Origin of the sequence: Pseudomonas spartinae (assembly GCF_965197125.1) — a bacterium.
In the GTDB taxonomy this organism is placed as follows: Bacteria; Pseudomonadota; Gammaproteobacteria; order Pseudomonadales; family Pseudomonadaceae; genus Aquipseudomonas; species Aquipseudomonas composti_A.
Map to the genome: position 1 here is coordinate 260,351 of NZ_CBDAMB010000005.1, position 14,274 is coordinate 274,624.

10 protein-coding genes are annotated in these 14,274 nt (G+C 59.2%); all 10 read left to right on the plus strand.

The features are described 5' to 3' along the window. Position 1 precedes the first annotated feature (1 nt). The 10 genes from ACN8M7_RS13885 to ACN8M7_RS13930 all read left to right on the plus strand — a co-directional run bounded on the left by ACN8M7_RS13885 (position 2) and on the right by ACN8M7_RS13930 (position 14,273). Positions 2-1,060, plus strand: a complete 1,059-nt coding sequence (locus ACN8M7_RS13885; RefSeq protein WP_082768115.1) for an NAD-dependent epimerase/dehydratase family protein — start codon at positions 2-4, stop codon at positions 1,058-1,060. Between the two features lie 53 nt (positions 1,061-1,113). Beyond that, a complete protein-coding gene (locus tag ACN8M7_RS13890) occupies positions 1,114-6,207 on the plus strand; it encodes a glycosyltransferase (protein WP_490261132.1) in 5,094 nt (1,697 codons plus the stop codon). A 246-nt stretch (positions 6,208-6,453) separates the two neighbouring features. Continuing rightward, entirely contained in the window at positions 6,454-7,938 is a 1,485-nt protein-coding gene (locus ACN8M7_RS13895) for a flagellin (protein WP_061241436.1), read from the plus strand. Positions 7,939-8,010: 72 nt separating this feature from the next. Next, positions 8,011-8,403 carry a flagellar protein FlaG gene (locus ACN8M7_RS13900; protein WP_490261133.1) on the plus strand — a complete coding sequence of 131 codons (393 nt, stop codon included), beginning with the start codon at positions 8,011-8,013 and terminating at the stop codon, positions 8,401-8,403. Between the two features lie 78 nt (positions 8,404-8,481). After that, positions 8,482-9,948 carry a flagellar filament capping protein FliD gene (gene fliD / locus ACN8M7_RS13905; protein WP_490261134.1) on the plus strand — a complete coding sequence of 489 codons (1,467 nt, stop codon included), beginning with the start codon at positions 8,482-8,484 and terminating at the stop codon, positions 9,946-9,948. A gap of 6 nt (positions 9,949-9,954) precedes the next feature. Beyond that, positions 9,955-10,350: a flagellar export chaperone FliS gene (gene fliS / locus ACN8M7_RS13910; protein ID WP_490261135.1), complete on the plus strand. Its 396-nt coding sequence runs from the start codon at positions 9,955-9,957 to the stop codon at positions 10,348-10,350. Between the two features lie 109 nt (positions 10,351-10,459). After that, positions 10,460-10,843: a flagellar export chaperone FliS gene (gene fliS / locus ACN8M7_RS13915; protein ID WP_490261136.1), complete on the plus strand. Its 384-nt coding sequence runs from the start codon at positions 10,460-10,462 to the stop codon at positions 10,841-10,843. 23 nt (positions 10,844-10,866) lie between these two features. Beyond that, positions 10,867-11,160 carry a flagellar protein FliT gene (gene fliT, locus ACN8M7_RS13920; RefSeq protein ID WP_061241420.1) on the plus strand — a complete coding sequence of 98 codons (294 nt, stop codon included), beginning with the start codon at positions 10,867-10,869 and terminating at the stop codon, positions 11,158-11,160. Positions 11,161-11,417: 257 nt separating this feature from the next. Further along, on the plus strand, positions 11,418-12,893 hold the full coding sequence (locus tag ACN8M7_RS13925) for a sigma-54 dependent transcriptional regulator (RefSeq protein ID WP_490261137.1): 1,476 nt from the start codon (positions 11,418-11,420) through the stop codon (positions 12,891-12,893). Between the two features lie 165 nt (positions 12,894-13,058). Next, positions 13,059-14,273, plus strand: coding sequence for a sensor histidine kinase (locus tag ACN8M7_RS13930; protein WP_490261138.1), 1,215 nt, complete (start codon positions 13,059-13,061; stop codon positions 14,271-14,273). The last annotated feature ends 1 nt before the right edge of the window (position 14,274 follow it).

Sequence of the window (14,274 nt, forward strand, 5' to 3'; positions counted from 1 at the left end):
AATGCAGGAACTATCCTTTTCGCCCGAGTCCGCAAGGATTCGGGCCGATTTGCAGAGCATCCCTGAAACCCTTGGTCTGCACGATGCGTTAGATGGGCGTCACCTGCTGCTCACCGGCGCTACCGGGTTCTTTGGGCGATGGCTGCTGGCGCTTTTGACGCAAATCAACGCTCAGGGCGCGCGTGTCGAGGTTTCGGTATCGTCTCGTGATCCAGCACGTTTTCTTGCCGCACAGCCCTATTATCGCGACTGTTCCTGGCTGCACTGGATACGCGGCGATGTGCGTGATCTGCAAATGCCGGTCAACCGAGTACCGGACATGATTCTGCATGCGGCAGCCGATACCTCTGCTGCTGCTCATGCTCGACCGCTGGAGCTGTTCGACAGCATTGTCGGCGGGGCGCGAAGAGTGCTCGAACTGGGCTTGCATAGCGGGGGCGGGCGCATCCTGCTGATTGGCTCCGGCGCTCAGTACGGTGTACTGCCTGCTTCCCAGCCGGTGGCCGAGGACTATTCGGGAGCTTGCGATAGCTCGCGTGCCAGCAGTGTCTATGGTGAGGCCAAGCGTGCTCAGGAAGTATTGGGTGCGATTTATGCACAGACTTATGGGCTCGACGTGATCATGGCGCGCTGTTTTGCATTTTCGGGCCCGGGTTTGCCACTGGACGGACACTTTGCGATCGGTAACTTCGTGCGTGATGCATTGTCTGCCGAGGCAATTGTTCTGAACTCCAGCGGCCAGGCCATGCGCAGTTACCTGCATGGAGCTGATTTGGCAGGTTGGCTGCTGGCTCTACTGGTGCGTGGCAACCCAGGCCAGGTTTATAACGTTGGTTCCGACCAGGCCATCAGCATCGCGGATCTGGCAAGGCGTGTCGTGGCCAGGGTCGCGCCAGGCAAAGGCATACAGATACTGGGCAAGGCTGATCCCTCAGAACGATCGTTCTATGTGCCCAACATCAATCGATCACGAGGGTTGGGGTTGGATGTGTGGACATCGCTGGATGCCTCGATAGACAGCATGGCTGCCTGGGTTAGAGCCCATGGTTGCGGTGAGTGAAATAGATTGACAGATCTTGCCGGCTGGCAGGTGACATGACAGGGGTGAGCAGGATGGAGTGGGCCGGTATTGCAGGCGGGCGGTGTCCGAAAGCGCTCTGGCGGGTTGGGGTCGCGGGCGCTTCTGTGGATGATCCACAGCGGGCCTTAGTGCTCACCGACACTGACTGGAAGTGGCTGAGCGAGCTGTTGCCCTTGTCGGTATTGCATGAATATGGCAATGCCAATGGCCTGTCGTTCGAACCTTTGAGTGGTGTCGACACGCAGAGCTTCGATGCATTGTTGCTTATTGTTCTCAGTACTGAGTCTCAGCAGAGTGTCTACGTAGGATCGCAGTCACGTCGTTATCTTTTGCTGCTGGACGCAGATCAACGCTTGGATGCGAAGTATGAGCAAGATTTTGCGCGTATCTTCATGCCTGCTGGCGGCCGTTTCAACGATGAGCGTTTGGTCTGCCTCAATCCAGCAATTGACATGGCTGAGCCGCTTACCCAGCGTTCATTCGAGGCAGGGCAGGTCGTCATTTATAGTCGCGATGTTCACGATGCTGGAAAGGCGCATTTCGCCTATTGCCACGCGCCTGAGCGTAGTGCTGGCTGGCTGTCCGATTGTTGGCTGGATTGCTTGCTTACCGGCATGGTGCCTGTGCATATTGCGGACTGGCCAGTGCCTGCCTGGATTCCGGAGAACAGCTATGTGGACGGCAGGCGCTTTCCTGACCGCGATACGCTTGAGCTGTTTCTAGACACCATGGCACCTGAAGAATATCGGGCGATGGTGGAGACGATGCGGCACTTTCGGGCGAGTCCGGATAGCTATCCATATTCGATTGACGCCTGGATCAATGCTCTGACAGCTGCTGTCGCTGCTGATGCCGCTCAGGCAAGGGACGAGGCGCCCCTGATCAGCGTGATCATCCCTTCTTACAATTATGGGCGCTTCATAGGGCAAACCGTTGCCTCGGTTTTGGCGCAAGGCGTGCAATCGCTAGAGGTTCTGGTACTGGATAACGCCTCCTCAGACGAGACGGCTGAGGTAATGAGGGCGTTCGCCACCGATGCGCGAGTGCGCTTCATGGGTAACCGCCGGAATATTGGGCCGAGCCACAACGTGCTCAATGGGATTCGCATTGCCACTGGACAGTTCATGACAGTCCTGATGGCGGATGACATTTTGCTCAGCGGTCATTTTCGACGATTATTGCCTTTGTTACAGGCTCACCCTGAAGTTGCGGTTGGCTACGCACCAGTCAATTACATAGATGAACGTGGAACGTCTTTAGCTTCACCACCTCACCCTGGGCACAGGGCGGTAGATTATGTCGGTGGTCGAAACGAAGTCGCCGATTTATTGATATTCGACAACTACGTCACGCCCTCTGCCAGCATCATCCGGCGTCACGCATTTCTGACAGACTGGCGCTGGAACCCTCATCTGAAAGGTGCGGGGGATTGGGATATGGTCGTGCAGTTGGCGGAACATAACCCGGATTTCATATTCACCAGTACCCCAGGTGTTGGCTACCGTGTGCATCAGGCACAGCATTCCACTCAATTCTATGCATCCGCAGCTCCGCTCGAAGATCATGTCTACATCGTCGAGGGCGTCTTCGAGCGAGGCTCCGAGGGGGTGTTGCGGGGCCGAGAGCTTGATGTCGCTGCACATCTGCGCCGCCGGCTCGCCCTGTACCCGAGCGAGTCGAACTCAGCGCTGGGCGTGCGCGTTTGCAATCTCTGCGAGCGCCTTGAGGCGCTTGCCGCATTGGGTGAGAGCGCTCTGTTCTCCATCATCCTCACCACCTACAACCGCGCCGATCTGCTCAAGGATGCCCTGGCCAGCGTCGGCAGCCAGACGCTGCGCGATTTCGAAGCCATCCTGGTCAACGACAACGGCGAGCCGGTCGAGCAGCTGCTGGCGACCTGCGACTTTCCCGTCACCTATATCCGCCAGGGCCGCAACCAGGGGCTTTCGGCTGCACGTAATGCGGGCCTTGCGCTGGCGCGTGGTCGCTACATCGTCTATCTCGACGACGATGACATCTACCTGCCCAATCACTTGGCGGTGCTGGCCGAGGCTTTCGAGCAGAATCCTGGCAGTGTCATCTATACCGGGGTGGAATACGTCAACGAGCGGCTGGAGGACGGGCAGCGTATCGAGCTGGGCCGTGGCCAGCCATTCAAGCACGAGGTGTTTGATCGCGATCGCCTGTTCGTGCAGAACTACATCCCGGTCAATACCTGGGCACATCCGCGCGCGATGCTTGCCACTGTCGGTGAGTTCGATACCGATCTTGCCGCATTCGAAGACTGGGACATGCTGTTGCGTCTGGCCACGCGCTACCCGTTCGTGCATGTCCCGACCGTCACCAGTGAAGTGCATACGCGGGCGCCTGGCGCCGGCGGCGATCACATGCTGGGGCGTGAGCGCAAGAACTTCCCTGCACTGTACCGAGAGCTCTATGGCCGTTACGCGGGCTCTTCCAGTGACGGGTTGCAGCATGAGCGCGAGAAGATGCTGCGCAGCCTTGGCGAGCCGGTCAGGAGCGACCTGGCTCAATGGCTGGTCGAGCGTCTGCCGACGGCCAGCGAGAATCGCCAGATCGGCGAGTACCTGCAGAGTCACCAGGGTGGACCGCTGATTGGCGTGGTGGTCGTCGATACGGATGGGCAATCCGAAGCGCTGATGGTGACGCTCCAGAGCCTGATCGGTGAGCGCTGCCTGTATTCGACGTTACGCATTCTGGTGATCACGTCTGCGGACGCTCCGTCGACCTCGGCGACAGACAAGCTGCATTTCCTGCGCATGACCGACGAGCCCCTGGCCGCGCAGGTCAATCGTGCGGTCGAGGCGAGTGACTGCCAGTGGTTCATGCTAGCGAGCGCAGGCGACGAGTTCACCCAGAGTGGGTTGATGGTGGCGGGGTTGGAACTGGCTCGCAATCCCGAATGCCGCGCGGTCTATGGCGACCAGTTGCAGCGCCTGCCGGACGGCAATCTGGGTGGGGCTTTCCTGCCGGGCTTCAATCTCGATCTGTTGCTCAGCTTCCCCATGGTGATGGCGCGCCACTGGTTGTTCCGTCGCGATCTGTTCCGCGCCTGTGGCGGCTTCGACGTGGCGTTCCCCGACGCCTTCGAGTTCGAACTGCTGACCCGGCTCATCGAGCAGGAGGGGCTGGCCGGGCTGGGGCACATCGATGAACCGTTGCTGATCACTGACGCCCCCGCGTTGCGTGACAACCCGGACGAGCGCCGGGTTATCGAGCGCCATCTGGGCAATCGCGGTTACCAGGCCAAGGTGCTGCCGGGTCTGCCGGGCCGCTATCGGGTTCATTACGGTCACGCTGCTACGCCACCGGTGTCGATCGTCCTCAGCACGGACGTGCCGCTGGCCGCCCTTCAGCGTTGTATTGAGAGCCTGTTGGAGAAAACCGCTTACGCCCACTATGAAGTGTTGCTGGCCGATGATGGTAATCGGCCGGATGTCAGCGCCTGGCTGAGTGAAGTGGCGGCGCTCGGCGATGACAAGGTTCGAGTGGTCGCAGGGGGCAGTGGCTTGGCGCAGAATCGGGCGGCGGAGCAGGCGAGGGGAGAGTACCTGTTGTTGCTTGGCGGTGACGCCGCCATCGTCAACGCCGATTGGCTCGACGAACTGCTCAACCATGCCCAGCGCCCCGAGGTCGGAGTGGTGGGTGGCAAACTACTGACTCCTGGCGGGCGCATTGCACAGGCTGGCCTGTTGCTTGGGCTCAATGGCCCGGCGACGCCCGCCTTTGCAGGTGAGTCCATGGAGGCTGCGGGCTACCTGCATCGCCTCCAGGTCGATCAGAACTACAGCGCCGTCGGTGAAGCCTGTCTGATGATTCGTGCGGAGCTCTTCCAACAGCTGGGTGGCCTGGATGCACAGTTGGCAGCCTTTCGCGATGTGGATCTGTGCCTGCGGGTTCGTGCGGCAGGTTACCTGACGGTCTGGGCGGCGAATGCAATCGTGCTGCATGAGGTCGAGCAGCCGCGTGCTGACGTTGCCGCGGAGGATCAGCTCTACGAGCGTTATCTGCCGCAACTGGCCAACGACACTGCCTACAACCGCAACCTGGCGTTGAGCGGGCGCGGTTTCGATCTCGAGAGCGACGTGTCGCTTACCTGGCGCCCGTTGAGCTGGCGGCCCTCGCCAGTGGTGCTGGCTCATCCGGCTGATCCCTGGGGCTGTGGCCACTATCGGGTGATTCAGCCGTTGGCGGCGCTCAAGGCGCAAGGGCTAGCCGATGGCACCCTGTCCATGGGGCTGCTGACGGTGACTGACTTCGAGCGCTATGACCCCGACGTGGTCGTGCTGCAACGGCAGATCGGTGACGAGCGCCTGGAGGCCATGCGCCGTATCCAGCGTTTCTCGCGTGCATTCAAAATCTACGAGCTGGACGACTACCTGCCCAACCTGCCACTCAAGAGTGTGCACCGCGCGCAGATGCCGCGCGACATCCTCAAGTCGCTGCGTCGTGGGCTGGAGTTCGTCGATCGCTTCGTGGTGTCCACGGCGCCGCTGGCCGAGGCATTTGCAGGGCTGCATGGCGATATCCGGGTAATCGAGAACCGCCTGCCAGTGAAATGGTGGAAGGGCTTGGAGAGCCAGCGCCGGCGTGGACGCAAGCCGCGTGTCGGCTGGGCGGGGGGAGTCAGCCATACCGGTGACCTGGACCTGATCGTCGATGTCGTGCGCGAGCTGGCGGGTGAGGTCGAGTGGGTGTTCATGGGCATGTGCCCGGACGCGATCCGGCCGTACGTTAATGAAATCCACGCGGGTGTCGATATCGAATCTTACCCGGCTGCCCTGGCTAGTCTGGATCTGGATCTGGCCCTGGCGCCCGTGGAGCAGAACCTGTTCAACGAGTGCAAGAGCAATCTGCGCCTCCTCGAATATGGCGCCTGTGGTTTCCCGGTGGTGTGCAGTGATCTGGTGTGCTATCGCGGCGATCTGCCGGTGACTCGGGTGAAGAATCGCTTCCGTGACTGGGTTGACGCCATCCGCATGCATATCAACGATCTCGATGCGGCTGCAGTCGCGGGGGATCGTTTGCGTGATGCGGTCTACCGCGACTGGATGCTCGAAGGGCAGAATCTGCAGCGTTGGCGTCAGGCCTGGACGCCTGATTGATGAGTAAATGGGCCGTCGGACCCCTCGCTTGGTCCGACGGTTTTCAGTCAAAGCCGGCCTTTGGCTATCAATGGCCAGTTAAGTGACTGAGTGAAAAGAATAAAAAAAAGCTGAAAATTGTCTCTAAAGCTCCTTAGGCAAGCGCCGATAAAGAGATCGAATGCGAACTCTCTGGGCGTCTGAGCATGCAGGCCCGAGCTCGCAAGCTCAGACAAACGGTTCTCAAGGTCATCTGGAGGCAATACCATGGCCCTTACAGTCAACACCAACGTTGCGTCCCTCAACACCCAACGTAACCTGAACAGCTCGTCCAAAGGCCTGGATACTTCCCTCCAGCGCCTGTCCACCGGCTTCCGCATCAACAGCGCCAAAGATGACGCTGCTGGTCTGCAGATTGCCAACCGTCTGACCAGCCAGATCACTGGCCTGGGCGTCGCTACCCGTAACGCCAACGACGGTATCTCCCTGGCGCAAACTGCTGAAGGTGCTCTGCAGCAATCCACCGGCATCCTGCAGCGTATGCGTGACCTGGCCCTGCAATCGGCCAATGGTTCCAACGGCGTTACCGAGCGCGCCGCCCTTCAGGGTGAAGTGGCTCAGCTGCAGCAAGAGCTGAACCGTATCTCCGACACCACCAGTTTCGGCGGTCGCAAGATCCTCGACGGCAGCTTCGGCTCGCAGAGCTTTCAGGTCGGTGCCAACGCCTACGAAACCATCAGCGTTTCCATCGGTTCGGCCGCTACTGATCGCATCGGTATCAACCGTTTCACCACTGACGGCGGTGCAGCTCAGGCCAGCGCGTCAGGTGCAGCGTTCAGCGCCACCTCGGGCAGTGCCTATGGCAGCGCCTCGTTCAACATCAGCTCCAAACTGTCTGACGGTGATGTCGCCATCTCCGGCGCTGCCAGTGGTTCGGCCAGCGAAGTGGCTCGTGCCATCAACGCCAAGAGCGACGAAACTGGTGTGACCGCCAACGCTCGCACTGTGGCTACTCTTGGTGGCATCACTACTTCCGGTACCGTGTCGTTCAATCTGTCGGGCTTGACCAGCAAGTCGCTGGAAACCGAAGCTGCTACCGTTTCCGCGGTGGTGACCGATACTACTAGCCTGACCTCTCTGGCTGATGCCATCAACCGCGAGACTGGCAAAACTGGTATCTCGGCCGTTTCCAAAGGCGACACCATCGAGCTGGTTAGCTCGCGCGGCGATGCGATCCAGATCACCAACTACGCCGGTTCGGGTGGTGCAACTCTGCAAGCCAAGAGCTTCGATGGCGAAGACGACGTCGGCACTGCTGCTACCATTGTTGCTGGTGGCGGTGCTCGCGCCGACGGTCAGGTTCAGCTCGAAGCAGCTGATGCCTTCCAGGTTAGCGGCATGAGCGGTGGTCTGGGTGCCGATGGCTTCAGTGAGCTGGATGCGGTGAACACCATCGACATCAGTAGCGCAACGGGTGCTCAGGATGCACTGGGTATCATCAACGGTGCGATCTCCAACATCGACAGCCAGCGTGCTCAGCTCGGTGCCGTGCAGAACCGCTTCGAGAACACCATCTCGAACCTGCAGAACATCGCTGAGAACTCCTCCGCTGCTCGTAGCCGGATTCGTGACACTGACTTCGCTGCTGAAACCTCGGAACTGACCAAGAATCAGATCCTGCAGCAGGCCGGTACCGCGATCCTGTCGCAGGCCAACCAGCTGCCGCAGGCTGTTCTCAGTCTCCTGGGCTAAGCTCGAAGGCGCTAGACTACGGGGGGAAGGGCTTAGCTCTTTCCCCCGTTACCTCATTCTGAGGAGAAATTTATGGACGTCAGCTCAATTAAGCCCCAGGTCAATTCCACGGTTGTCCGCGATGGTGGCGTCTCCAGTGCTGCTGAAGCTCGGCAGAAACAAGGTCTCCCGACTGTTGCGACGGTTTCGAATACCGACGAACAGACTGTCGCTCGAGCAGTCACCTCTGCTCAGGAGGTCAGCCGTGAAGATGTTGAAGATGCGGTAGCGACCATTCAGGAGTTCGTGCAGTCGGTTCGTCGCAACATCAACTTCGCGGTGGATGATGGTTCCGGGCGAGTTGTGGTGAAGGTGACGGATTCAGGGTCGGGCGATGTGATCCGCCAGATTCCGTCCGAAGAAGCGCTCAAGCTGGCGGAGAACCTGTCAGAAGTGCGCAGCTTGTTATTCAAGGCCGAGGCGTAATTACAGCCCTGGCATGAATTTTGACTGACGTCCTGTTAAGGATAGCGTTCAGTCGGATTTTTGACGAGGTGCAAAGTCATGGCGGGTATCACTGGGCTCGGTTCGGGCATCAAAATTGACGAGATTGTCACGGCTTTGGTCAATGCGGAGCGTGCTCCGAAGACCAATCAGCTTGATAATCTCGAGAAACAGACCACCACGCGCATCTCGGCAATGGGCAGCCTCACCGGGGCGTTGAATACGTTCAAAACGGCCGTGGATGCGCTCAACAAGTCTTCGCTGTTCGAGTCACGCACTGCCAGCACTTCCAGTAGTAGCGTGCTGAAGGCCACGGCCGCCACCACGGCGCCTGCCGGTACTTACAGCGTTCAGGTTCAGCAGTTGGCAGCTAGTAGCAAGGTGGCGCTGCAATCGGTTTCCGGTGGAACCGATGCGACTTTCAACAGTGGCACACTGGAAATTTCCGCTGGCAGTTCCAGTATCAGTGTCGATATCACCGCAGCCAACAACACGCTCGCAGGTATGCGTGACGCCATCAACGAGGCTGGTAAAGATAGCGGCATCAGTGCGGCCATCATTACCGATGACTCTGGCTCGCGCCTAGTGCTCAGCTCGACCAAGACGGGTGCCGGTAATGATATCCAGGTGGCCGTTACCGAAGATGGTGTCACGTCGGGCAATAACGCTCTCAGTGGCCAGGCTTTTACCCCCACGGTAGATCCTGATGATGCAGAGGCCTTTATGAAGCCCAGCTCGGATACCGGAGCGGGTGGCGTAATCACCCAAGCCAAGTCCGCCAAGCTGACCATTGATGGCCTGCAACTGGTGCGTAACAGCAACAAGATCGAGGATGCCTTGGAGGGCGTTACACTCGATCTGGTGTCTGCCCAAAGCACTACCGATCTTGCTGATGGCAAGACGATCAACCTGACCGTGGGTGTAGACAAGGGCAGCGTCAAAAGCAATCTGCAGAAGTTCGTCGACGCCTATAACGCATTGATGTCCTCTACGGCTCAACTGACAGCTGTAGTGAAAGTCGATGGCTCCAATGAGCCGGTGACCGGCCCCCTGGTTGGCGATTCCACGGTGCGCAATGTTATGTCTGGCCTGCGTAACGAAATTGTGAAGATGACCGGTGGCAGCGAAAGTAACGTTCGTGCATTGGCTAGCTTGGGTATTACCACCAGCAAGGACGGTAAACTCTCTCTGGATGACACCCTGCTGACAGAAGCGCTTGATAGCAATTTCGAGCAGGTGGGTGGCTATCTAACCGGCGACGATGGATTGATGGGGCGTTTGTCCGGGTTCGTTTCAGGTTATGTGGCAACCGACGGTGTCTTGAAGCAACGCACAGATGCTTTGCAAGCTACCAAGATGGACGTCGATAAACAGCGCGAGTCGCTGAACAAGCGTGTCGAAAGTCTGCAAAAACGCCTTTACGCCCAATACAACGCCATGGATTCTCTGGTCGGGCAGCTTTCGCGCACCAGCGAAAGCCTGGGCAGCATGCTCGCCAACCTGCCGGGCTTCGTCAAAAAGGATTAGTAATTCATGAGCAAGAACCCTATCGATGCCTACAAGCAGGTTAAAACCAGCCAGGAGGTGTCGCCTTATCGCACGGTGCAGCTGCTGCTCGAAGGCGCTTTGCAGCGAGTGATGTTGGCCAAACACGCTCAGGCTGAAGGCGATACCGAGATTCGAGGCATGGCAGTGGGTAGCACCATTACCATTCTTAGTGTGCTGCAGGCCGCTCTGGATAAGGAGCTCGGTGGTGAAATTGCCGAGAACCTGGACGCGCTGTACGACTATATGACTCGCCGCCTGGCGGGAGTGGCACTGGATAGCACGCCGCGCTCTCTGGATGAAGTGCAAGCGCTTCTGAGCAATATCAAGAGTGCCTGGGATGCCATCGGCCCCGAGGTCGAACCGGCCCTGCGGGCTGATTGATCGTTTCGTTTTCGGTTTGGCTGTGCCGTTTCAGCGACAAAAGCGTTAAAGCTTTGAGCTGCAGGGTCGATACATCAAGTATCAGCCCATCGGTAGAGCGAGAGCGACTATGAACGCAATGGCGGCCCTCAAACAGTATCAGACCGTCAACAACCAAGCGCAGGCCGCAGAGGCCAGCCCTCATCGTCTGATCCAGATGTTGATGGAGGGTGGTCTGTCCCGCATCGCTCAGGCACGGGGTGCCATGGAGCGCGGGCAGACTGCGTTGAAGGGTGAGTTGATCGGCAAGAGTATTGCCATCGTCGCGGGACTGCGCGAGAGTCTCGACCATCAGCAAGGTGGTGAGCTGGCCGGTAATCTCGACAGCCTGTACGAATACATGATCGCCCGTTTGACCGAGGCCAATGTCAGTAACGAGCCGGAGCTTCTTGAGGAAGTGTCGATGCTGCTGCGCAACGTCAAACAGGGTTGGGATGCCATCGCTCCGCAATGAGCGAGCATCGGAGGAGAAAGGCAATGAGTTCATCTGTCCAGCGTTTGGAAGCGACAGGTTCCGCCCTGCGTGATGCACTGGCCAAGCAGGACTGGGCTGCGATTGGTGAGCTCGATCTGCAGTGCCGTATGGCGGTCGATGCTGCCATGGTCGACAGTCGTGACGAGGAAGAGCTGCGCAGTGGTCTGGAAAACCTGCTGTCGCTCTATCGAGAGTTGGTGACCGTTTGTCAGACCGAGCAGCAGCGTCTGGCCGGTGAGCTGGTGCAGCTCAATCAGTCCCGTCAGGGCGCCAAGGTCTATCAGCTTTTCGGCTGATTACTCCGCATTTACCGAGTTTAACCAGCAGGTTCGGCTCGGTTTTGCTTTTTGATCCTTTCGTTTCTCCTTCTTTTTTATCTGCTATCACTACCCCTCTCTGCAAACAGCTGCTTAGCTAGTTTCACGTGCGGGCAAAAAAGTTACGTCATAAATTTGACTGGCTTCAATTTTTTGACTTTACTAGTGGCCAAATGCTGGTGCGCGCCGAAGATCTGGCGCGCGATCTCTCACTCCTCGGGTCAGACAAACACAAGATGTGGCGTGAAACCAAAATCCTGTTGATCGATGACAATGCTGCGCGTCGTCACGAGTTGGCGATCATTCTGAGTTTCCTAGGGGAAGAGCATTTAGCCTGCACGAGCCAGGACTGGCGCAATGCAGTGGCCGAGCTGAGTTCCAGCCGTGAAGTGCTCAGTGTCTTGCTGGGTGACGTTGAAGCCAAGGGCGGTACCCTGGAGCTGACCAAGCAGATTGCTGGCTGGGACGAGTTTCTGCCCTTGTTGACGGTGGGCGACTCTAGTTTGGCCGAGTGGCCTGAAGATTTGCGCAGGCGTGTACTCGCCTGCCTGGAGACGCCGCTCAGCTACAACAAGCTGCTCGACTCCCTGCACCGTGCTCAGGTCTATCGCGAGATGTATGACCAGGCCCGTGATCGCGGTCGCCAGCGCGAACCCAATTTGTTCCGCAGCCTGGTAGGCACCAGTCGTGCCATCCAGCAGGTGCGGCAGATGATGCAGCAGGTGGCCGATACCGAGGCCAGCGTGCTGATTCTGGGTGAGTCCGGGACTGGCAAGGAGGTGGTGGCGCGTAATCTGCACTACCACTCCAAGCGTCGCGAGGCGCCTTTCGTGCCGGTCAATTGCGGTGCTATCCCGGCTGAGCTGCTTGAGAGCGAGTTGTTCGGTCATGAGAAGGGGGCTTTCACCGGCGCTATCACCAGCCGGGCAGGGCGCTTCGAGTTGGCCAACGGCGGTACGCTTTTCCTCGACGAAATTGGCGACATGCCGCTGCCGATGCAGGTCAAGCTGCTGCGCGTGCTACAGGAACGTACCTTCGAGCGCGTCGGTAGCAACAAGACGCAGACCGCTGACGTACGCATCATTGCCGCTACGCACAAGAACCTGGAGAAAATGATCGAGGACGGCAGTTTCCGTGAGGACCTTTACTACCGCCTCAACGTTTTCCCCATCGAGATGGCGCCGCTGCGCGAGCGCATCGAAGATATTCCGTTGCTGATGAACGAGTTGATTTCGCGCATGGAGCATGAGAAGCGCGGTTCCATTCGTTTCAACTCGGCGGCGATCATGTCGCTGTGTCGCCACGACTGGGCGGGCAACGTGCGTGAGCTGGCCAACCTGGTGGAGCGCATGGCGATCATGCATCCCTACGGCGTGATCGGTGTCGGCGAGCTGCCGAAGAAATTCCGTCATGTCGATGACGAGGATGAGCACCTCGCGGCCAGCTTGCGTGACGAGATGGAAGAGCGCGCGGCGATCATGGCGGGTCTGCCGGGCCTCGATACGCCGGCCATGTTGCCCCCGGAAGGCCTGGATCTGAAGGATTACCTCGGCAATCTGGAACAGGGCCTTATCCAGCAGGCGCTGGATGATGCGGGTGGCGTGGTGGCGCGTGCGGCTGAACGTCTGCGTATTCGTCGGACCACGCTGGTGGAGAAGATGCGCAAGTACGGCATGAGCCGCCGCGACGAGGACGGCCAAGACGAGGATTGATCCTGCGTTTTGGGTAAATACCACAGATAAAGCCGGAGCTTTGACGCAAGCTCCGGCTTTGTTTTTTCAAGTGACTGATAAATAAGAATAAAAAAGTAGGCACGGGGATTGCTAAAGCTCTTGTATCTGACCGTCTTCTGACGGTGCGTCGTACGAGAGAAGCAGATGGAAGCCAACCTTCGTCCTACCGAGTCAGCCGAGCCGAATGCATCCGCACCGCTCGAACAAGCCAGCCGTGCGGGACTGGAGCAGGCCTTTGCCCTGTTCAATCAGATGTCCAGCCAGCTCAGCGAGTCCTACAGCCTGCTCGAGGCTCGGGTCAATGAGCTGAAAGGGCAGCTGGCGTTGGTCAGCGCCCAGCGCATGCAGGAGCTCGCTGAGAAAGAGCGTTTGGCTCATCGCCTGCAAAGTCTGCTGGACCTGTTGCCCGGTGGGGTGATCGTGATCGACGGCCAGGGCGTCGTGCGTGAGGCCAACCCGGTTGCGCGCGCATTGCTCGGTCAGCCGCTGGTGGGGATGCTCTGGCGGCAGGTGATCGCTCGCAATTTCGCGCCGCGCGAAGACGATGGCCACGAAATCTCCATGCGCGACGGCCGTCGTCTGTCCATCGCCACCCGTTCCCTGCACGGGGAGCCGGGGCAACTGGTGCTGCTGACCGACCTGACAGAAACCCGTCGCCTGCAGGACCAACTCTCTCGTCACGAACGTCTCTCCGCGCTAGGGCGAATGGTCGCCTCCCTGGCGCATCAGATCCGTACACCGCTTTCCGCCGCGCTGCTTTACGCAAGCCACCTCAATGAGCAGGTGCTGCCTGCCGAGCAGCAGCAGCGCTTCGCTGGACGTTTGAAGGAGCGCTTGCACGAGCTGGAGAATCAGGTGCGCGACATGCTGATCTTCGCCCGTGGCGAGCTGCCGCTGCCGGATCGGCTGCCACCTTCGGTCTTGTTCGACGCCTTGCGCGCTGCGGCCGATGCACATGTAGGCGAGATGGCGGTCCGTTGGCAGTGCGACGTGCGTGACGGCGAGTTGCTGTGCAACCGCGACACGCTGGTCGGCACCGTGCTCAACCTCATTGATAACGCCATACAGGCGGCTGGGCGCGATGCGCGCCTGAAGATTCATCTGTACCGACGCGACAACCTGTTGCGCCTGTGCGTCAGTGACAACGGCCCCGGTATGAGCCGGGAAACCCTGGTGCGCCTGGGTGAGCCGTTCTTCACCACCAAAACCACGGGTACTGGCCTCGGCCTGGCTGTGGTCAAGGCTGTGGCGCGCGCCCATCAGGGCCAGTTGCTGCTGCAATCGCGCGCGGGGCGCGGTACCTGCGCCATCGTTTCTTTGCCGCTGCTCGATGCAGCGCCTCACTCGAATCAGGAGTAAC